Below are 20,665 nucleotides of genomic sequence, written 5' to 3' on the forward strand. Positions count from 1 at the left end.
GCCAACCAGCGGCTGTTGACCAACCGGGCATGGCGCTACTAGCAAGTTTGCCCCAAGCGTCACGCCGCCGCTACTTTTTGATTAAGGGTGCTCAGCAGGTTTTCAAGCTGCTGGAAGCGCTTGTCGACACTTTCCATTGGTAATTCAAACCGTAAGGTGTCAGATCCATCCAAGCGGTAGTACTTTGGTGACGTCTGAATCAGGTTCACCAGGGTTAACGGATCCACTTGGGTACTGCTACTAAACAGGACTCTGCCGCGGCTTTCCCCAGCCTCGATCTTGCTGATGCCGAGCTGATCGGCACGATGGCGAAGCTTGGTTTGGCGAATCAGGTTTTTCAGCGGGTTGGGGAGTAAGCCAAAGCGATCGATTAGCTCAACTTGTAACTCTTTAAGCTCGCTATCACTCTGGGTGTTGGCTATCCGTTTGTACATCACCAGGCGCTGCTGCACATCGTGAATGTAATCACTGGGGATCAGTGCAGGCAGATTGAGGCTAATTTCCACGCCAGTATTGAAGGGCGCATCGATATTGGGCGTTTTACCCGCCCGAATAGCCTTCACGGCGCGATCCAGCATCTCCATATAGAGCGTGTAGCCGATGGTTTCCATCTGGCCGCTCTGCTCATCCCCCAGCAGTTCCCCTGCGCCACGGATCTCCATATCGTGACTGGCCAGGGTAAAGCCTGCGCCTAGATCATCGGACGCGCTAATCGCTTCCAATCGCTTGATAGCATCACGGGTCATTGCTTTGGGCGGGGGCGTTAACAGGTAAGCGTAAGCCTGGTGGTGGCTGCGCCCAACCCGGCCCCGCAGTTGGTGAAGTTGAGCCAGGCCAAACTTGTCAGCGCGTTCGATAATGATGGTGTTGGCGCTGGGCACATCAATGCCCGTTTCAATGATGGTCGAACACACCAGCACGTTAAAGCGTCGGTGGTAGAAATCCGACATGATCCGCTCCAGGCTGCGCTCGGGGAGCTGGCCGTGGGCAACCGCCACTCGCGCTTCGGGGATCAGCTCGCGAATTTTTTCGGCGCTGTTCTCAATGGTTTTGACTTCGTTGTGCAGCACATACACCTGCCCCCCACGCAGTATCTCGCGCAGTAGAGCTTCCTTGATGATGCTGGTGTCGTGCTGCTGGACAAAGGTTTTGACTGACAGGCGCCGAGCGGGTGGCGTGGCAATGATCGACAGATCGCGGATACCGCTCATGGCCATATTGAGCGTGCGCGGGATCGGAGTAGCGGTTAGGGTCAAAATATCGACTTCGGCGCGAAGAGTCTTGAGCTTCTCTTTTTGCGCGACACCAAAGCGGTGCTCCTCATCGATAATCAGCAAACCCATTTTGGGTAGCTCAACGCTTTTGGCGAGCAGCTTATGGGTGCCAATGACGATATCGGTTTGGCCGCTCTTGATGCTTTCCAGCGTTTGAGTAACCTCTTTGCCGCTGGTAAAGCGGGAGATTAAGCCAATATTGACGGCGGTATCGGCAAAACGGTCACGGAAATTCTCAAAGTGCTGGCGAGCCAACAGGGTGGTGGGTACCAGTACCACCACCTGGCGTCCAGACTGCACGGCCAGAAATGCGGCGCGCATGGCCACTTCGGTTTTGCCGAAGCCAACGTCGCCACACACCACACGATCCATGGGCTGCGGGGAGGTCATATCGCTGATGACTGCTTCAATCGCCGCGTGCTGGTCGGCGGTCTCCTCAAACGGGAAGTTGCTGGCAAAGCGAACATACTCTTCGCCAGGGGCTTCGTAGACCACTCCTTGCTGGGCTTCTCTGCGGGCATAGACATCCAGCAGCTCCGCGGCGGTATCGCGAATCTTCTCAGCCGCTTTACGGCGGGCTTTCTCCCACTGATCCGAACCGAGCTTATGCAGCGGGGCCAGTTCGTCGTCGGCACCGCTGTAGCGGGAGATCATATGCAGGCTGTCGACGGGTACATAAAGCTTGGCGCCATCGGCATAGGAGAGCGCCAGGAACTCATTCGCCTGGCCACCGGCCTCTAAGGTTTCCAGCCCTAAATAGCGGCCCACGCCGTGGGCCTGGTGTACCACTGGCGCGCCTTCGCGCAGCTCCGACAGGTGGCGTACTGCAAGTTCATTGTCATCCGTGGCTTTTTCGCGCCGACGGCTTTGGCGCACCACGTCACCAAACAACTCTGTTTCGCTTATCACCGCAACACTAGGGTTGTTCAGCCATAGGCCGCTGTCCACCAAGCCTTCAGTAATGGCATAAGGGGGGGCGCTGGCAATAAAGTCGTGGAAGCTATCGGCGTGGGGCAGCGAGAGTTTAAGCGGTGCGAGTATTTCTTCTAAGGCTTCCCGGCGACCCCGCGACTCCGCTACAAACAGCACGCGGGTTTGGGCGTGGGTTTGCAAAAATGCCGACAGCTCGGCTAAAGGCTGCTTGGCGCGGGCGTTGATAGAGAGAGTAGGCAGCGGCGCAGCGTCAGGCTGCTGCGCGTGGCGCTGCTCACTATCCTCAGTAAGTTCGATGCGTGGGCGGGCTTTAATCGCCGAGAAAACGTCGTTGACCGGGAAAAACGCCCGATGCGGAGGCAGCAGTGGTCGTGTGGGGTCAACGCCCAAATTGACATAGCGTGCGTCGATCGACTGCCAGTGCTGCTCAGCCGCCTCAAAAACCCCAGGTAGTAGTGCTACCCGGGTGTCGTCGGTCAGGTGGTCAAACAGCGAAGCGGTCTGCTCGAAAAACAGCGGCAGGTAGTGCTCAAGCCCCGGGGACGGAATGCCTTTTAGCGCATCGTTGTAAAGCGGGCATTGGCGCGGGTCGACGTCGAACAAGGTCTCAAACTGCTCGCGAAAGCAGGCAATAGCGCTGCGGCTTAACGAGTATTCGTGAGCGGGGAGAAGTTCAAGCGATGCCAGTTTGTCAGTCGAGCGCTGGCTGCCAGGGTCGAAGTGGCGCAGGGAGTCGATCTCATCATCGAATAGATCAATACGGATCGGTTCGTCCATGCCCATGGCAAACAGGTCAATCAGCGCACCGCGCATGGCGTATTCGCCGGGTTCGTAAACCGTTTCAACGGCACGGTAGCCTGCCCGGGAGAGTGACTCACGAAACGCTTCGCGATCTAAACGTTCACCGGTTTTGAGCGTCATCACCCGTCCGGCAATGTACTCAACCGGTGGCAGGCGCTGCATTAGTGTGTTGATCGGCACCAGCACAATGCCGCGCACGCCGTCTTGCAGCTGGCGCAGCGTGCGCAGCCGGGCCGAGACAATATCCTGATGGGGTGAAAAGCTGTCGTAAGGCAGCGTTTCCCAATCAGGGAAAGGCAGAACCGGTACGTCGCTATAAAAATAGAGATCTTGTTCAAGGCGCTGCGCGCTGGCCGTATTGGGGGTGATTACCAATAGCGGAGCTTTGGTGGCAACGCGGGAGAGTGCCAGCGCAGTCGCGCTGCCCGGCGGCGATGTCCAGTAGAGCGTATCGCGAGTCCCTTGGGGCTGGGGCGGTTCGAGCAGTGAGAATGTCGGCATAAGCAAGATATCGTTTTGCGCTGAAACGGAAAAGAGATCATACACGATCACTGGTTTCAGTCAGAGTGCCGCGGCTTAAGGTAGCGGGTTAATCTGTTCTGAACGACGTTTTGTAGTGAGATTGGCATTTATGTAATACCCCTACATGTTGTGCGACTATCCTTTCATTGCGGTCCCGCAGCTTGCCCCGGATAATGCACCCTTCGTTCCCACTACCTGATGAGGCCGCACGTGAGTCAGCAAGCGCTCGAAAACGTTTTTCAAGAATGGCAAGGCAACGAAGCCTTGGCGGAGCAGATGATCCCGTTAGTAGGGCAGCTCTATCGTCAGAATAACGTCGTTGCCACCATGTTCGGACGTTCGCTTATTAAACGGTCGGTCATTCGCATTCTGAAAGACCACCGCTTCGTGCGCAAAATAGAAGGAACTGAGCTCTCTGTTGAGGACACTTACCCTATCGTCAAAGGGATGGTCGCTTTAAATCTTGGCCCTGCCCATGTAGATGTGGGGAAACTGGCGGTAATGTTCAAGAATCTGGGCGGTGGGGATGTCGACGCCTTTCTGCGTAAAGAGCTGCACGAGATTATTGATGGCTATCAGCCGGGAGCCAGCACCGGCGAGCCGCAAGACGTTGTGCTCTACGGTTTTGGCCGCATTGGCCGCTTGCTGGCCCGAGTAATGGTCGAAAAAGCAGGGGGCGGTAACCTTTTGCGCTTGCGCGCCATTGTGGTACGCGGCCGTGGCGATGTGGCGAAAGACCTGGAAAAGCGTGCCAGCCTGCTGCGCCGTGACTCCGTGCATGGGCCCTTCGATGGCACCATTATGGTTGATGCAGAGGCCCGCACCCTGACGGTCAACGGCAATGTTATTCAGGTGATTTACGCCGATTCGCCCAGTGAGATTGACTACACCCAGTATGCTATCGATAACGCGGTAATTGTTGATAATACCGGTATCTGGCGCGATGAAGAGGGCTTGGGTCAGCACCTGCAGTGTAAGGGCGCTGCCAAAGCGCTGCTAACGGCGCCGGGTAAAGGCGATATCAAGAATATCGTTTATGGTATTAACCACGAGTCGATCGGTGACAGCGACCTTATTGTCTCCGCCGCGTCCTGTACCACAAATGCGATCGTTCCGGTGCTGAAAGTACTTAACGATGAGTATGGTGTGGTCAATGGTCACGTGGAAACCGTGCATGCTTACACCAATGACCAGAACCTGATCGATAACTACCATAAGGGCGATCGTCGTGGCCGCAGTGCGGCGCTGAACATGGTCTTGACCGAGACGGGTGCAGCCAAGGCGGTATCAAAAGCACTGCCTGAACTTGAAGGCAAGCTGACGGGTAACGCTATTCGTGTGCCGATCCCCAACGTCTCCATGGCTATTCTCAACCTGACCCTGGATAAAACGACTGACTCTGCGGCGCTCAACGATTATCTGCGCCGGATGTCGATTGAGTCGGCCTATCAGAAGCAAATTGACTTTGTTGACTCTGCAGAAGTGGTGTCGTCGGACTTCGTGGGTAACCGCCATGCGGGCATTGTCGATGCCAAGGCGACTATTGCCAACGGTCATCATGCGGTCATTTATGTGTGGTATGACAACGAGTTTGGTTATAGCTGCCAGGTCGTGCGTATCCTCCAACAGATGTCTAATGTACGGTTCTTAAAGCTGCCGCGCTAATTAAGAGCGTATTGGAAGCCACGCATAAAGGCCTACCGCTCCAAACAAACGTTCCACGCCACCTTAGGGTGGCGTTTTCTTTTCCGTTTTCAAGCCTTTTATTAATGTCTATAGCACTTTTGGTGGTCATCAGGGATGTGGTCATTGGACGCGCTTGTCTTTATAATACGAGGGATTTTTCGGGGTGGTTCAAGTGCTGCTTGGGCCGGACTGGTAACAATCTGAGCAGAACATAACAATTCGCTGAGCAGAAAATAAGCATTCGAACCCCATACCTTCGTATATCCGATCCAACAACTGGGCGAGACTATGATCGAAGTCAAAAAAGGCCTGGATCTCCCCATCACGGGAGCGCCCGAGCAGCGTATTGAAGATGCGCGGCCTGTGCGTCACGTGGCAATCCTGGGTACTGACTACGTTGGCATGAAGCCAACCATGGAAGTTCAGGAAGGGGATAAGGTCAAACTGGGCCAATTGCTCTTCACCGATAAGAAAATTGATGGTGTGCGCTATACCGCGCCCGCTGCCGGTGAAGTGCTTGCAATAAACCGTGGCGAAAAACGTCGTTTACTGTCTGTCGTGATCAAAGTCGACGAAACTGAGGAAGCGGTCGAATTCGCTGCTCATGATCGTAATGCCTTAGCGCAACTTGAACGTCAGGTCGTGGTCGACCAACTGGTAGAGTCGGGACTCTGGACTGCTTTACGCACCCGTCCCTTCTCGCGCACACCGGCCATTGATAGCACCCCGGCCGATATTTTTGTAACTGCCGTGGATACTCATCCACTTAGCCCTGATCCTGCACTGATCATCAATGAACAGGCGCAGGCATTCGAAGATGGCCTCAAGGTGTTAGCGCGCCTGACCGAGGGCAACGTCTTCTTATGTACGGGCGAAAATGCCTCCATTCCGGGCGGCGATGTTGACGGTGTTAAAGCGGAAAGCTTTGCCGGCCCTCATCCAGCCGGGCTTGTCGGTACCCATATCCATTACCTATCCCCGGTCGCACTGCATAAAAAAGTGTGGCACATCGGCTATCAGGACGTTATCGCGTTCGGTAAGTTTTTTGTAGAAGGGAAACTGGATATGACCCGCGTGGTCGCCATTGGTGGCCCGCGTGCTGAAAATCCGCGTCTGATCCGTACCCGTATTGGCGCTAGTACAGATGAACTCCTGGTCAATGAAATCATCAAACCCGAAGACACCCGGGTAATTTCAGGCTCTGTTTTCTCTGGCTTTGCCGCCGAGGGTAAGTTGACCTACCTTGGCCGCTTCAGCAATCAGCTAAGCTTGCTGGAGGAAGGCAATAAGCGCACCTTTATGGGGTGGCTCTCTCCCGGTGCTAATCGTCACTCTGTATTAGGCATCTATATCTCTAAGATCAAGGGCCTGAGCAACTATGCACCGACCACGTCTACCAATGGCTCCGAGCGTGCTATGGTGCCGGTAGGTGCCTATGAGACGGTGATGCCGCTGGATATCATGCCGACTCAGCTACTGCGTTCGTTGATCGTGGGCGACATTGAGGTTGCCATGCAGCTTGGGTGTTTGGAGCTGGACGAAGAGGATCTGGCGCTGTGCACGTATGTTTGCCCTGGCAAATACGAATATGGCCCTATCCTGCGTGACAATCTCACCATGATCGAGAAAGAGGCCTGATGATGGGTATTCAACAGACACTCCAAAATATCGAGCCGCATTTCCACAAAGGCGGAAAGTACGAAAAGTTCTATCCGCTGTTTGAAGCGGTCGATACAATTTTCTACACACCGCCGAGCGTGGCCAAAACCACTGCTCACGTGCGTGATGGTGTCGACCTTAAGCGCATCATGATTACCGTATGGCTGTGTACCTTCCCAGCGATGCTGTTCGGTATGTGGAACGCCGGCTGGCAGGCTAACACCGCCATCGATGCGGGCTACGCCTCTATGGGAGGCTGGCGCGAAGCGATTATGATGACGCTTTCGTCCGGCCATGATGCGAACAGCCTTTGGGCGAACTTTGTTCTCGGTGCCACCTACTTCCTACCTATCTATCTGGTCACCTTTGTGGTCGGTGGTTTCTGGGAGGTGCTGTTTGCGATCAAGCGCGGACACGAAGTCAACGAAGGCTTCTTCGTTACCTCGGTGCTGTTTGCCTTGATTCTGCCGGTGACTATTCCGCTTTGGCAGGTTGCTCTAGGCATCACCTTTGGTGTGGTGATTGGTAAAGAGATCTTCGGTGGCACGGGTAAGAATTTCTTGAACCCCGCGCTAACGGGTCGTGCCTTTCTTTACTTTGCCTACCCAGCGCAAATTTCAGGTGACTCTGTGTGGGTAGCGGCCGATGGTTACACCGGTGCCACGGCACTCTCTATGGCGTTCCAGGACGGTATGTCTGCGCTGACTGATGCCTTCAGCTGGTGGGATGCCTTCCTTGGCTTTATGCCCGGTTCAGTGGGCGAGGTCTCAACACTGGCGATCTTTATCGGCGCGGCTGTATTGCTGTGGACAGGAATTGCCTCCTGGAGAATCATGCTGGGTGTGTTTCTGGGCATGGTGGTTACCAGTACGCTGTTTAACCTGATCGGCTCTGACACCAACCCGATGTTTGCCATGCCGTGGTACTGGCACCTGGTGATCGGCGGTTTCGCCTTCGGTATGGTGTTCATGGCCACCGACCCCGTGTCAGCCTCGATGACCAATCAAGGTCGCCTGCTGTTTGGCGCACTGATTGGTGTGATGACCGTCCTGATCCGCGTTGTGAACCCGGCTTTCCCGGAAGGCATCATGCTGGCGATCTTATTCGCTAACTTGTTTGCGCCGTTGATTGACCACTTCTTCGTCCAGGCCAACATTAAGCGTCGCGTTAAGCGTACCGGCGTACCGGCCGAGGAGACTGCCTAATGGCACAAGGTAACAACTCCATCAAGAAAGTCCTGATAGTGGCGTTCTCGCTTTGTATTGTGTGCTCCGTCATTGTCTCGACAGCAGCGGTCGCTTTGCGACCCATGCAGCAGCTTAACCAGGAGCTGGATCGTAAAACCAATATCTTAAACGTTGCCAAGCTTTACGAACCCGGCATGGACGTTGAAAAGGTATTCAGCGAAGAGATCACCGCCCGGGTTGTTGAGCTCGACACGGGCGAATACTCCGATGAGCATGATCCGGATACTTACGACAGCTTTGAAGCCGCTCGTGACCCGGCCTCGGGGCGCACGCTCTCTGGCGATACCGATATTGCCGGCCTCTCGCGGGTCGAAAACTATGCCACTGTTTACCTGATTGGTGATGAAGATGATCCGCAACAGATCGTGTTGCCGATTCGTGGTCAGGGGTTGTGGGGCTTGATGCGTGGCTTCCTGGCTGTAGAGGGGGATGGGAACACCATCGTCAGTATCACCTACTACGAGCACAGCGAGACACCTGGTCTAGGCGCTGAAGTTAACAACCCGCGCTGGCAGGCTCAGTGGGAAGGTAAGAAAATTTACGATGAAGAGGGCGACCTCTCACCGGAAATTCACCTAACCAAGGGTGGTGCTAGCAGCGAATACGAAGTCGATGCGCTATCTGGCGCTACGCTGACCAGTAACGGCGTAACGAATATGCTGCAATTCTGGCTGAGCGAAGAAGCATTCGGTCCCTATTTGGCTAAATTCCGCAGCGGTACTGAGCCGGAAGACGCCGAAGAGACCGATACCAACTTCGAAGACGTTGAGGGGGCCTGATCATGGCGGACGTAAATGCAAAAGGCGTTTTAACGGCGCCGATTTTCCAGAACAACCCCATTGCGCTGCAAATTCTGGGGATCTGTTCGGCACTTGCGGTAACCACCAGTATGAGCGTATCGCTCGTTATGGCGCTGGCGGTTATTTTCGTAACGGCATTTTCAAATCTGTTCGTATCGTTGATCAGGAATCATATTCCTTCTTCGATTCGTATCATCGTGCAGATGACGATTATTGCCTCACTGGTTATCGTGGTTGATCAGATTCTCAAAGCGTATGCCTATGAGATGTCCAAGCAGCTCTCGGTCTTTGTGGGGTTGATCATCACTAACTGTATCGTCATGGGTCGCGCTGAAGGCTTTGCGATGTCCAATACGCCGGGCATGTCATTTCTTGACGGTATCGGCAACGGTCTGGGCTATGGCTTTGTTCTCATGGTGGTAGGTTTCTTCCGTGAACTGCTGGGTGCAGGTAGCGTATTCGGTATTACCATCCTGCAAACTGTACAAAACGGTGGTTGGTACGTACCCAACGGCTTGCTGTTACTACCGCCTTCGGCGTTCTTTATTATCGGTCTACTGATTTGGGTGCTGCGTTCCGTCAACCCTGAGCAGGTAGAAGATAATGAGTTCAAAATGAAGGAAAACACCAAGCCCAAGGAGGCCGTGTAACATGGAACATTATCTGAGTCTTTTTGTTGCCTCGGTGTTTGTTGAAAACATGGCACTGGCTTTCTTCCTGGGGATGTGTACTTTCTTGGCGGTGTCCAAAAAAGTCTCCTCAGCGATTGGCCTAGGCATTGCGGTTATTGTGGTGCTGACCGTCACTGTGCCGGTTAACAACCTTGTCTATACCTTCTTGCTGCAGGAAGGTGCGTTGACCTGGACCGGTATCAGCGGTGCTGAAAATATTGATTTGTCCTTCCTTGGCTTGCTCTCCTATATCGGCGTTATCGCTGCGCTGGTACAGATCATGGAAATGTTCCTTGATAAGTACGTGCCGTCGCTTTACAACGCGCTAGGGGTATTTCTGCCGCTGATTACCGTTAACTGCGCCATTCTTGGTGGTGTGCTGTTTATGGTAGAGCGTAGCTATAACTTCGGTGAAGCCGTGGTCTATGGCTTTGGTGCGGGTACCGGTTGGGCATTGGCCATTGCGGCTCTGGCGGGTATTCGTGAAAAGCTGAAGTACAGCGATGTGCCGGGTGGCCTGCAAGGGCTGGGCATTACTTTCATCACCGTGGGGCTGATGTCGTTGGGCTTTATGTCCTTCTCGGGCATTCAGCTTTAAACGGCGCCGGTTTTTCCCAGCGGTGCGGAACACCGCTGGGTAATAGAAAACCTCCAGCAATAGGAAACCGACATGGTTGATACAACAGTCATCTTGCTCGGTGTTGTCATGTTCACGGTCATCGTTATTAGCTTAACGGCGATCATTCTGGCAGCGCGAAGCAAGCTTGTGAGTAGCGGGGACGTGACCATTGAAGTCAACGGCGACCCCGAACACACTTTGAAGACCCAGGCCGGTGGTAAGCTACTCAACACGCTTGCCGCTAACGGCATTTTCCTCTCTTCCGCCTGTGGCGGCGGTGGTTCTTGTGCTCAGTGTAAGTGCCGGGTAGAAGAGGGCGGCGGCTCTATTTTGCCGACCGAAGAGTCGCACTTCACCATGCGTGAGAAGAAAGAGGGCTGGCGCCTCTCCTGTCAGGTACCTGTAAAACAGGACATGAAGGTAGAAGTGCCTGAAGAAGTCTTTGGTGTGAAAAAGTGGGAGTGTGAGGTTATTGCTAACCCCAACGTTGCCACCTTTATCAAAGAGCTGAATCTCAAGCTGCCAGAGGGTGAAGAAGTCGCCTTCCGCGCCGGTGGCTACGTTCAGTTGGTTGCGCCCCCTTATGATGTCAAATTCTCTGATTTTGATATTGAAGAGGAGTACCGGGGTGACTGGGAAAAATTTGATATGTTCAAAATTTCCCATAAGAACAACGAGGAAGTGATTCGCGCCTACTCTATGGCGAATTACCCGGATGAGAAGGGTATCCTCAAGTTCAATATTCGTATCGCTACGCCGCCTCCCGGCACTGACCATCCCCCCGGCTTGATGTCGACTTACGTCTTCAGCCTTAAAGAGGGTGATAAGGTCACCGTGATGGGGCCGTTCGGTGAGTTCTTTGCTCGTGATACTGATGCCGAGATGATCTTTATCGGTGGTGGTGCGGGTATGGCTCCGATGCGCAGTCACATCTTCGATCAGCTGAAGCGCTTGAAGTCTGATCGTAAGATTACCTTCTGGTACGGTGCTCGCTCCTGGCGTGAAACCTTCTACAACGAAGAGTATGACCAGTTAGCCGAAGAGTTCCCCAACTTTGAGTGGCACTTGGCGCTGTCTGATCCCCAGCCGGAAGATAACTGGGAGGGGCCAACAGGCTTTATCCATAACGTGCTGTACGAAAACTATCTGAAGGATCATCCAGCGCCTGAAGATTGTGAATACTACATGTGTGGTCCGCCGATGATGAACGCCTCGGTTATCAAGTTGCTACTTGATATGGGCGTTGAGCCGGAAAATATCCTGTTGGATGATTTCGGTGGCTAAGCACTTGATGTAAATCGAGCGCAAACGTTAAACGGGGCTGGCCTTTTGGGCTGGCCCCGTTTTTTATACGCATGGGCGAACAAATGGGTGCTTGATGATAGGCGGCGTTAATGACTCATCACTGCGCTGATAAGTAAGGCTCGGCTAAGGTATAATGGTGGTAATGAGGAATGACCGTGAGGCACTTATCACGACAACTGTTGTCGTCAGGTGAGGCCAATAATTTAAAGCTAAACAATGTGATGCTGGGAGGTTGATATGACGATTTGGCTACTGGTACTCGGCTTTATGGCGCTGATAATGGGGGCAATGGCCGTGGGCGTCATTATGGGCCGCAAACCGATTGCCGGTTCATGCGGTGGTTTGAATCAAATCGGCATGAAAGATGGCTGCGATATTTGCGGTGGCAAAGATGAGGTTTGTGAAGAAGAGAACCGTAAGCGCGGTAGCGTGCGCCGCCGTAGCGACGAGAGCCGCGGTGCCGATCTGGGCTACGATGCCACACGCCGGTGAAGAGTGAGCAGAGATAAAGGCATGCAGGTCTACGTAGCCATCCATTAGCAGGAATCTATGCGTAAATCATGTGTGTGGAAGGGTGTGTTTTTTAACGGGGAACAGGGGACGCGGTGAGTATGGCGGTTCACAATTACGATGTGGTGGTGATCGGTACGGGGCCGGCGGGGGAAAGCGCTGCTATCAATGCGGCCAAGCATGGCAAGCGCGTCGCGATCATTGAGAAGCAGGCGCAGGTAGGTGGCAACTGTACTCACTGGGGGACTATCCCTTCCAAGGCTTTGCGCCATCAGGTCAAGCAGATCATGGCCTTCAATACCAACCGTATGTTCCGCGATATTGGTGAGCCACGCTGGTTCTCTTTTCCCAAAGTGATGGAGCGCTCTCGGGGGACCATCGATAAGCAGGTCGAGATGCGCACCACCTTCTATGCGCGTAACCGGATCGATCTTTTTCACGGTGTTGCCCGTTTTAAAGATGAGCATACCCTGTTGGTGCGTGACCGACAGGAAGGTATGGAAGAGCTAGTGGCCAAGAAGTTTGTGATTGCCACTGGGTCGCGGCCCTATCGTCCGGCGGATATTAACTTCCGACATCCACGGATTTACTGCTCTGACACCATATTAAGCCTCTCGCATACCCCGCGGACTCTGGTGATTTTCGGTGCTGGCGTGATTGGCTGTGAATACGCCTCTATTTTTTCCGGCTTGGGTGTCAAAGTTGACCTGATTAATAACCGTGACAGCCTACTGTCGTTTCTGGACGACGAGATTAGTGATGCGCTCTCTTACCACCTGCGCAAGCATGGTGTATTGGTGCGTCATAACGAAGAGTACGAAAGTGTAGAGGGCGATGATTCAGGTGTCATCGTGCGTCTCAAGTCAGGCAAAAAAATTCGCGCAGATGCTTTTTTGTGGGCCAATGGGCGAACCGGTAACACCGATAGTTTAGGCCTTGAAAACATTGGTTTAACCGCCAATGGGCGTGGGCAGCTAAGTGTCGATGAGCACTACCGTACCGCGGTTTCCCATATCTACGCAGCCGGCGATGTGATCGGTTGGCCGAGTTTGGCGAGCGCGGCTTATGATCAAGGTTTGAACTCATGCAACGAGTTGCTCGATAAAGAGTATCGCTTTGTGAGTGATGTGCCCACCGGGATTTATACCATCCCCGAGATCAGCTCGTTTGGGCCCAATGAACGGGAGCTTACGGAAGCAAAAGTGCCTTACGAAGTAGGCAAAGCGTTCTTTAAAGATACCGCCAGGGCGCAGATTACGGGTGATACCGTGGGCATGTTGAAAATTCTTTTCCATCAGGACACATTGGAAATACTCGGCATTCACTGTTTTGGCGATCAGGCCTCAGAGATTCTGCATATCGGCCAAGCCATAATGCAGCAAAAAGGCGCTGCCAATACGCTGAAGTATTTTGTAAATACCACCTTTAACTACCCCACCATGGCAGAAGCCTACCGCGTGGCGGCTCAGAACGGTTTAAATCGGGTTTTCTAATGCTTACCGTTTATTCTAATAGTTGCCGTTTAAGAGTCGCTAGATTCGCGGATGAGAATATGAGTGCAAGCTTGTGCCTCGGTATAGGTTAGGGGATCCCCAGGGGGTAGCAGGCTTTCAACCCTGTTACGCCCCAACGCTTTAGCCTGGTAGAGCGCTTTATCGGCAAACGAGTAAAGCTGTTCAAAAGACAGCGAACCGCTTTGGCATGTCGTCACACCGATACTAACGGTCGGGTGGGTATGCAGGTCGATCCCCCTAAAGGTATTAACTTCAACCTCCCGGCGTAGCCGATCCGCCGCCTGTAGCGCATCATGGGTCGTCGTGCTGGGCATCAATAAACAGAACTCCTCTCCACCGATTCTCGCTAATGTATCCGCAGGGCGGCTAAGCTGACGAAGCAGTTGACTGATCTGGCGAAGCACCTCATCGCCGGTTGGGTGGCCGTAGTTATCATTAATCTGCTTAAAGTGGTCAAGATCTAATAGCAGCAGGCTAAGTGGTACTCGATCGCGCTGTGCCTGGATGAGCGCTGCCGAGGCTACATTAACCAGATGTCGCCGGTTATAGAGCCCCGTCAACTCATCGGTTAGCATTAGACGATGCATAATGTTGCGCTGACGTTGTAGGTAAATGACGGCCAGGCAGAGCGTGATCGCAGCGCTGACCATCAACACCAGTAGCGCACTTACAGCGATCGAGAGTCGCTGCATGACTAAGCGCTGTTGAACGGATATGGCCCGAACCTTTTCCAGCAATTGGTTATACAGCCAAGACTGAGCGCCGCCGATCTCAATAGCCATGCTCTGTAACGGGTCACGAAGCTCTGGGCGCTGCTGGGCTTCTTGTGCTTGCTGTCTAAGGTCTGAAAGGCGGCTATTAAGCTCGCTGAAATGCGTATTGAGATATTCAACATCCGCGATGAGATAACGATGGCGCTCAATACTGCGCTGTATGTTATTTAAATGCTGCTTGGAGAGTGAAATAAAATAATCGATGTATTGAATATGTTCGCGGTCAGGTAAACGGCTGCTTTCCTCTAGGGCGGCACGTAACTGAGGTGTGGCTTGCTGGGCCAAGACTATGTCACTAATCAGCGTGGTGTAGTCAGCACTGGCTTTTTGGCACGCACTGTAGAGGTAGCTACCCATCACGGCCGACATCGCGAAGAGGAGGGCAGCAAAAATGGACGCTAAGCGTCCGCCAGGCTGACGAAGAAAGCGACGCATCATCACAGGATAATCAGCAAGCAGCCAGTGATGCTGCCTCTCTCTGCATACTGCTGAGCAGGCGAGAGTACGTTTGATAAAAAAGCGTAGTGATCAAAAGAGAGCTTCCGTTGCACAGGGCAGTTCCACATGGCACCTCTCCCGTTAATGGTTAGGTAATCCAATGAACAGCTAACATCATCCTTGTGCAACTTAAGCACTCACTCGCCGTATCGGCTATCCCACAACTTTACTAATCGCAGCATCATAGTTATGCTCGTTATTATTAATATCGATTTTAGTGATTGATTTTAATGACTTTTTAAGGAGTCTAGGGCTAAGCGTGCTTTTTCTTGCCAGCTACCCTCAAGAGATGCGGCCTGGGTTAATGCTTCACGGGCCGCGTCTGGGGACTCGCTTTGCAGCAGTAAAAGACCCAGATTTAGCCATGCAGCCCCCATTGCTTCATCCAGCTCGGTTGCTCGCTCAAACGCTTTGCGGGCGTTGTCGGGTTGCTGGTCAGCATAAAAGGCGTTGCCCAGCGCAAACTGCCCTATTGCGTTAGCCGGATGATGCGCCACAAACGCTTGCCAGCTTGGGAGCGTTGCACGTGGCCCGTGGGTCTCTTCGTAGGCGCTAATTGCTTCTAGGGCATTACGGGCGCTAATACCCGCCGGTAGCGTACCTGGCTCGGCCACGACAAAACCCCAGCGCTCAGTACGTGCCCAGGTGGCATCGAAACGGCTAAACGACAGCGTATGCCGCTCAATTTCTCCACTGCGCAGAATGAGCGTTTCACTGGGTAGGTCGTAGCCAATAGCGACGGCGTAGTGCCACATTGGGTAAATTGGCAACGACAAATTCTGCATGACCACCACCGGGTCGCCCGCTGCCAAATGGTTTAACAAGGCATCCATTGTGCCGCGAATAGGAAACGCGAGCCGTTCATGGCGCCGCACCGTGGCCAGCATTTCAGGCTGCACGCTGCCATCGCGCCCGGGCAGAAATACCTGAGGAATCAGCTCGTCAACGTCGGTGTCGACGCCCTGATGATTGAGCACCATTGCCAGCGTGGCAGGGCCACACTGATATTCCGTTTGGGCATAAAACGGCACGTTGGTGATTTCTGTATGGGGCGGTAGCGCTTGATGGGTGCTTTGCAGTAATACCGGGTTTCGCGCGCATCCGCCCAGTAGGAGTAACACAATAAAAACGCCCGCAAAGCGGGCGTTGGAAAACAGATAGGTCATGAGCGGCCTATATTAGCGAGTAAACGGGTAAACGTCGGTTAGGCCGAGGATATCGGTGACCAGCAAAATAATGAAAACGGCGAATAGCGCGCCTACAACGCCAGCACCGGCCGGCAGTTGTTCAAGCTGTTCTGCCATCTGCTGTGCTTCCGCATCGCTTAGGGCGGCAACACGGGCTTCGACTTCGTCCAGATCAACACCTTGTTTTACCAGTTGATCTTGCACATCGGCGCGGGCCAGGATCTCGTTGATCCGTTCGCGATCAGCGCCAGCACGGTCAGCTGACAAAACAGATTGGGTAGAGACCAAATCCATGGATTGAGGTGCAGCGGGGGCAGCAGCAACGGGTAAGCTGGTAATAACGAGCGCTGCAATCAGTAGGGTAGAGAGGTAAGCACGCAATGTTTTCATCGTCTTCTTCCTTATAGACTAGTCGGGGTGGTAAGGAATGAGTATAGAAACAAATGGTTTGATTTTTAAGCGTAATATGCAAAGTGCTAATTATTTGCACTAATGCGATAAGTCCAGGCGGACTCTGAGAGCAGTCCGCGGCCCCCGGCCATGGTCATGGCCAGATCGTGTAGACCGGGCCATAACGGTACCGTTGCCGCACCCTTAACGGCTAAATCGAGGCGTTGCGCCATTAATAGTAATTTATGCAGTCGCTTCATGGGCAGGCGGCCAATGGCTTTCTGGTAAGCGGGGCGGCGCTTATCAAAAATCATCGGCTTTTGAGTTTTGCAAGCGTGTTCAAAGCTCTGGCCCTGATCCAGGTGCTGATGCAGCGACAGCAGCGTGCGTAGCTCTCGGCTAAGCGCCCACAGTACGATAGGTGCTTCAACGCCTTCACTGCGCAGACCATTCACAATGCGCGAAGCGCGGCTGGGTTCGCCTTTCAAGCAGGCATCTGCCAGATTGAAGACATCAAAGCGGGTGCTGTCTTCCACGCCCTGGGCGATGCTCTCGACGTTCAAGCGGGTGCCCTGGGGATGAATCAGCGCCAGTTTTTGCAGCTCCTGGTCGGCGGCCAACAGATTGCCTTCGGTGCGCTCACCCAGCAGGCGAGCGGCTTCCAGATCAATTTGTAAACCGTGCAGCGAAGCACGATCCCGCAGCCAATAGCCTAAGCGGGAGGCATCCACCGGCCAAACCGGCACAAACAGGCCGTGCTTATCCAGCGCTTTAAACCAGGCGCTTTTCTGCTGCTTGGCGTCTAGCTTGCCCATGCCAATAAGCAAAACGTCATCGCTGTTATCCAGGGTTTCGGCGTATTGAGCTAACGCTTTACTGCCTTCCTGGCCCAACTTGTGATTGCCTAGGCGCAACTCCAGCAGCTTGCTGGTCGCAAACAGCGAGAGATTGCTCGACATCTCCATCAAGCGACCCCAGGCGAAATTGGGCTCCACGTCGAGCACTTCGCGCTCTTCAACGCCTGCCTGGCGCGCGGCGGCTCTCACCGCATCGCAGGCGTCTCGATGCTGCAAAGGTTCGTCCCCCGCTACGATCACTACGCGGGGAAGCTTTTTTGCCAACGCAGCGGGCAGCTGATCAGCAAATACCTTCACTGCATACCCTCAACGTAAGCCAAGCGTTCGATAATGCGATCAGCGAGCTGACGTGAAAGCGTTTGCTCAGCTTCCATCATCAGCGTTTCACGGTTGAGCAGGTCGTCATCGCTGACCCGAATACGCGTATCTGTCGACAGGGTCTGGTTATTGATGTGATAGGCATTGGAGGCTCGCTCCTGTACCGAGAGGCGAATGCTGAGCACTAACTCGTGTTCGCGGCTTGCCCGACCATCACCCCCCAAGCGGCGTTCGCTTAAGGCAGGCGTGCCCAACGTAACCCGCCAGGGCGCATCAGCGGCTACCTGAGTGCCTAACTGTTGAAGCCTCGAAGCGACCTGCTGGGCGACGGCACTATTGTTGTCGCCTTCTAAGGCAAGAGTGGGCAGCGTAGGCAGCGATTCAGTGCCGCGTAGCCGAAACCCACAGCCGCTGAGCAGCATCGCCGCCGAGGCGGCGATGCTAGCGGTTAAAAATGTGCGTCGGTTCATCCACTCACCACGATATTAACCAGTTTTCCGGGCACCACGATCACTTTACGTACGGTGTTGCCCTCGAGGAAGCGCTGAACGTTTTCATGCTCCATCGCCAGCTTTTCAATAGACGCCTTATCTGCGCTTGCGGGGACTTCAAGGCGAGCGCGCAGCTTACCGTTGACCTGCACCACCAGTTCGATGCTGTCACGGGTAAGGGCGGATTCATCCACCACCGGCCAGGTCGCTTCGATGGCCGGGCCTGAATGGCCCAGCGCTTCCCAGAGACTATGGCACAGGTGGGGAGTAATCGGCGAGAGCAGCAGCACGCAGGCTTCCAGCGCTTCACGACTCACCGCCAGGCCAAGCTCAGAGCTATCGTCGAATTTGCCGATGGCGTTAGATAGCTCCATCACCGCAGCAATGGCGGTATTGAAAGTGGTGCGGCGGCCAATGTCATCGCTGGCTTTCTTGATCGTCTCGTGGGTTTTCCGCCGCAGTGCCTTTTGGTCGTCATTGAGTGCACTGGTATCCAACTTGCCGGGAGTGCCGACGGCCAAGTGCTCATTGACCTGACGCCACAAGCGCTTCAAGAAGCGGTGTGCGCCTTCAACGCCCGAATCCGACCACTCCAGCGACTGCTCCGGCGGTGCGGCAAACATCATAAACAGGCGTACGGTATCGGCACCGAACTTGTCGATCATCGACTGTGGATCAACGCCGTTGTTTTTCGACTTGGACATCTTCTCGATGCCACCCATCTCCACCGGCTCCCCATCGCTCATCAAAATGGCGCTCAGCGGGCGGCCTTTCTCGTCGCGCTTCACTTCCACATCAGCGGGATTGAACCACTGCTTGCCGCCGTTATCAGTAGAGCGGTAGAAGGTTTCGGCAATCACCATGCCCTGGGTCAGCAGCTGCTGGAAGGGCTCGTCGGAATCCACCAAGCCGAAGTCACGCATCAGCTTGTGGAAGAAGCGCGCGTAAAGCAGGTGCAGAATAGCGTGCTCGATACCGCCAATGTAGAGATCCACCGGCAGCCAGTAGTTGGCGCGTTCGTCCAGCATGGCTTCGGTATTATCGGCACAGCAGAAGCGCGCGTAGTACCAGGAGGACTCCATAAAGGTGTCGAAGGTGTCGGTTTCACGCGTCCAGCCATCGCCCAGATCAGAGAACGCCGGCATCTTTTTCAGCGGCGAGCCCGAGGCGTCTACGGTGACTTCCATGGGGAGAGAAACCGGCAGCTCGTCATCGGTGAGGGGCACGGTTTGACCTTCCGGGCCGTATTTAACTGGTATCGGCGCGCCCCAGTAGCGCTGACGGGCAACGCCCCAATCGCGCAGGCGGTAGTTGGTTTTGACTTCGCCACGACCAAGCTCAGCCAGTTTGGCGGCAATGGCGTCAAAGGCTTGTTCAAAATCAAGGCCATCAAATTGACCTGAATTGACCAGCGTGCCGTATTCGGCGTAGGCCGCCTCAGAAACGTCGGCAGGCTGGCCGCTTTCATCGGCGATGACCGGCTTGATGGCAATGCCGTACTTGGTGGCAAATTCCCAATCGCGCTGGTCGTGGCCGGGTACCGCCATCACCGCCCCGGTACCAAACTCCATCAGTACAAAGTTAGCTACGTAAACAGGTACTTCATCGCCGGTTAGCGGGTGAACCGCCGTATGCCCGGTGAGCATGCCTTTCTTCTCTTTGGTGGCCATCTCGGCTTCGGAAGTGCCGCCCCTGGCGCACTCATCACAGAAAGCTGCAAGCTCACTGTTCTGCTCGGCCGCCTGCTTAGCTAGCGGGTGGCCAGCGGCGACCGCCACATAAGTAACGCCCAGCAGCGTATCCGGGCGAGTGGTATAGACCGCTAGCGGCTCATTGGCTTGGCCATCAGCGCCTTTAACATCAAAGGTCAGCTCGACACCGCGGGATTTACCAATCCAGTTGCGCTGCATGGTCTTGACCTGCTCCGGCCACTCCACTTTATCCAAGTCAGCCAGCAGTTCATCGGCGTAATCGGTAATCTTCAAGAACCACAGCGGAATCTCTTTGCGCTCAACCAAAGCGCCGGAGCGCCAGCCGCGGCCTTCGATAACCTGCTCATTGGCGAGGACGGTTTGATCCACCGGATCCCAGTTGACCGTCGACATCTTCTTATACACCAAGCCTTTTTCCACCAGCTTGGTGAAGAACCACTGTTCCCAGCGGTAGTAGCTGGTATCACAGGTAGCGAACTCACGGCTCCAGTCGTAGGCAAAACCCAGCGCCTTCAACTGATTGCGCATGTAATCGATATTTTGGTAGGTCCACTTGGCGGGAGGCACCTGATTCTGGATGGCGGCGTTTTCCGCGGGCATGCCGAAGGCATCCCAGCCCATGGGCTGCATGACATTTTTACCCTGCATGCGCTGGAAACGGGACACAACGTCGCCGATAGTATAGTTACGCACGTGGCCCATGTGCAGCTTGCCGCTGGGGTAGGGGAACATGGAGAGGCAGTAGAACTTCTCCTTGTTGGCATCCTCTACGGCTTTGAAGCACTGATGTTTGTCCCAGTACTGCTGGGCGTCGCGTTCGATATCACGAGGGCTGTAGTGTGCGTCCATCGGTTTATTAATGCCTTGGCGTATTCGCCCAAAAGGGGCGCAAAGTGAA

16 protein-coding genes are annotated in these 20,665 nt (G+C 54.3%); 9 read left to right on the forward strand and 7 right to left on the reverse strand.

From position 1 onward, the window contains the following. Positions 1-59: 59 nt before the first annotated feature. Positions 60-3,509 (reverse strand): transcription-repair coupling factor, encoded by a 3,450-nt coding sequence (mfd, locus tag JI62_RS09510; RefSeq protein ID WP_170938523.1) that lies wholly within the window; start codon positions 3,507-3,509, stop codon positions 60-62. Positions 3,510-3,740: 231 nt separating this feature from the next. On the opposite strand from mfd, the gene JI62_RS09515 reads away from it, so the two are divergent. The 9 genes from JI62_RS09515 (at position 3,741) to sthA (ending at position 13,520) form a co-directional block, all read left to right on the forward strand. Beyond that, positions 3,741-5,195, forward strand: a complete 1,455-nt coding sequence (locus JI62_RS09515; RefSeq protein WP_088699931.1) for a glyceraldehyde-3-phosphate dehydrogenase — start codon at positions 3,741-3,743, stop codon at positions 5,193-5,195. Positions 5,196-5,504: 309 nt separating this feature from the next. After that, a complete protein-coding gene (locus JI62_RS09520) occupies positions 5,505-6,854 on the forward strand; it encodes a Na(+)-translocating NADH-quinone reductase subunit A (RefSeq protein ID WP_088699932.1) in 1,350 nt (449 codons plus the stop codon). After that, positions 6,854-8,080, forward strand: coding sequence for an NADH:ubiquinone reductase (Na(+)-transporting) subunit B (locus JI62_RS09525; protein WP_088699933.1), 1,227 nt, complete (start codon positions 6,854-6,856; stop codon positions 8,078-8,080). Before JI62_RS09520 ends, JI62_RS09525 begins: the two co-directional genes overlap by 1 nt. Continuing rightward, a complete protein-coding gene (locus tag JI62_RS09530; protein WP_088699934.1) occupies positions 8,080-8,901 on the forward strand; it encodes a Na(+)-translocating NADH-quinone reductase subunit C in 822 nt (273 codons plus the stop codon). Before JI62_RS09525 ends, JI62_RS09530 begins: the two co-directional genes overlap by 1 nt. A gap of 2 nt (positions 8,902-8,903) precedes the next feature. Continuing rightward, a complete protein-coding gene (locus JI62_RS09535; RefSeq protein ID WP_088699935.1) occupies positions 8,904-9,572 on the forward strand; it encodes an NADH:ubiquinone reductase (Na(+)-transporting) subunit D in 669 nt (222 codons plus the stop codon). A 1-nt stretch (position 9,573) separates the two neighbouring features. Further along, entirely contained in the window at positions 9,574-10,191 is a 618-nt protein-coding gene (nqrE, locus tag JI62_RS09540; RefSeq protein WP_009286984.1) for an NADH:ubiquinone reductase (Na(+)-transporting) subunit E, read from the forward strand. A gap of 72 nt (positions 10,192-10,263) precedes the next feature. Next, positions 10,264-11,496: an NADH:ubiquinone reductase (Na(+)-transporting) subunit F gene (gene nqrF, locus JI62_RS09545; protein ID WP_088699936.1), complete on the forward strand. Its 1,233-nt coding sequence runs from the start codon at positions 10,264-10,266 to the stop codon at positions 11,494-11,496. Between the two features lie 258 nt (positions 11,497-11,754). Then, entirely contained in the window at positions 11,755-12,009 is a 255-nt protein-coding gene (gene nqrM, locus JI62_RS09550) for a (Na+)-NQR maturation NqrM (RefSeq protein ID WP_088699937.1), read from the forward strand. A gap of 119 nt (positions 12,010-12,128) precedes the next feature. Beyond that, positions 12,129-13,520 (forward strand): Si-specific NAD(P)(+) transhydrogenase, encoded by a 1,392-nt coding sequence (sthA, locus tag JI62_RS09555; RefSeq protein WP_088699938.1) that lies wholly within the window; start codon positions 12,129-12,131, stop codon positions 13,518-13,520. Between the two features lie 29 nt (positions 13,521-13,549). Here the strand turns inward: sthA and JI62_RS09560 are convergent, their stop codons facing one another. From JI62_RS09560 to leuS, 6 genes are all read right to left on the reverse strand, one after another. Beyond that, positions 13,550-14,752, reverse strand: coding sequence for a GGDEF domain-containing protein (locus JI62_RS09560; RefSeq protein ID WP_088699939.1), 1,203 nt, complete (start codon positions 14,750-14,752; stop codon positions 13,550-13,552). A 287-nt stretch (positions 14,753-15,039) separates the two neighbouring features. Beyond that, entirely contained in the window at positions 15,040-15,978 is a 939-nt protein-coding gene (locus tag JI62_RS09565) for a PA2778 family cysteine peptidase (RefSeq protein ID WP_088699940.1), read from the reverse strand. 12 nt (positions 15,979-15,990) lie between these two features. Next, a complete protein-coding gene (locus JI62_RS09570; protein ID WP_088699941.1) occupies positions 15,991-16,389 on the reverse strand; it encodes a PA2779 family protein in 399 nt (132 codons plus the stop codon). Positions 16,390-16,475: 86 nt separating this feature from the next. Beyond that, a complete protein-coding gene (gene holA / locus JI62_RS09575) occupies positions 16,476-17,543 on the reverse strand; it encodes a DNA polymerase III subunit delta (protein ID WP_088699942.1) in 1,068 nt (355 codons plus the stop codon). Further along, the gene (locus tag JI62_RS09580) at positions 17,540-18,034 is read right to left on the reverse strand and encodes a twin-arginine translocation signal domain-containing protein (RefSeq protein ID WP_088699943.1); all 495 of its coding nucleotides are present in this window, start codon (positions 18,032-18,034) and stop codon (positions 17,540-17,542) included. The genes holA and JI62_RS09580 overlap by 4 nt, the downstream gene beginning before the upstream one ends. Next, a complete protein-coding gene (gene leuS, locus JI62_RS09585) occupies positions 18,031-20,616 on the reverse strand; it encodes a leucine--tRNA ligase (protein ID WP_088699944.1) in 2,586 nt (861 codons plus the stop codon). The genes JI62_RS09580 and leuS overlap by 4 nt, the downstream gene beginning before the upstream one ends. Positions 20,617-20,665: the final 49 nt, after the last annotated feature.

Origin of the sequence: Halomonas campaniensis (genome assembly GCF_002211105.1) — a bacterium.
GTDB classification, from domain to species: domain Bacteria; phylum Pseudomonadota; class Gammaproteobacteria; order Pseudomonadales; family Halomonadaceae; genus Vreelandella; species Vreelandella campaniensis_A.

Coding starts and splice junctions, on each gene's coding strand:
- mfd (WP_170938523.1), bottom strand. CDS start 3,509: ATGCCGACATTCTCACTGCTCGAACCGCCCCAGCCCCAAGGGACTCGC.
- JI62_RS09520 (WP_088699932.1), top strand. CDS start 5,505: ATGATCGAAGTCAAAAAAGGCCTGGATCTCCCCATCACGGGAGCGCCC.
- JI62_RS09525 (WP_088699933.1), top strand. CDS start 6,854: ATGATGGGTATTCAACAGACACTCCAAAATATCGAGCCGCATTTCCAC.
- JI62_RS09530 (WP_088699934.1), top strand. CDS start 8,080: ATGGCACAAGGTAACAACTCCATCAAGAAAGTCCTGATAGTGGCGTTC.
- JI62_RS09535 (WP_088699935.1), top strand. CDS start 8,904: ATGGCGGACGTAAATGCAAAAGGCGTTTTAACGGCGCCGATTTTCCAG.
- nqrE (WP_009286984.1), top strand. CDS start 9,574: ATGGAACATTATCTGAGTCTTTTTGTTGCCTCGGTGTTTGTTGAAAAC.
- nqrF (WP_088699936.1), top strand. CDS start 10,264: ATGGTTGATACAACAGTCATCTTGCTCGGTGTTGTCATGTTCACGGTC.
- nqrM (WP_088699937.1), top strand. CDS start 11,755: ATGACGATTTGGCTACTGGTACTCGGCTTTATGGCGCTGATAATGGGG.
- sthA (WP_088699938.1), top strand. CDS start 12,129: ATGGCGGTTCACAATTACGATGTGGTGGTGATCGGTACGGGGCCGGCG.
- JI62_RS09560 (WP_088699939.1), bottom strand. CDS start 14,752: ATGATGCGTCGCTTTCTTCGTCAGCCTGGCGGACGCTTAGCGTCCATT.
- JI62_RS09565 (WP_088699940.1), bottom strand. CDS start 15,978: ATGACCTATCTGTTTTCCAACGCCCGCTTTGCGGGCGTTTTTATTGTG.
- JI62_RS09570 (WP_088699941.1), bottom strand. CDS start 16,389: ATGAAAACATTGCGTGCTTACCTCTCTACCCTACTGATTGCAGCGCTC.
- JI62_RS09580 (WP_088699943.1), bottom strand. CDS start 18,034: ATGAACCGACGCACATTTTTAACCGCTAGCATCGCCGCCTCGGCGGCG.
- leuS (WP_088699944.1), bottom strand. CDS start 20,616: ATGGACGCACACTACAGCCCTCGTGATATCGAACGCGACGCCCAGCAG.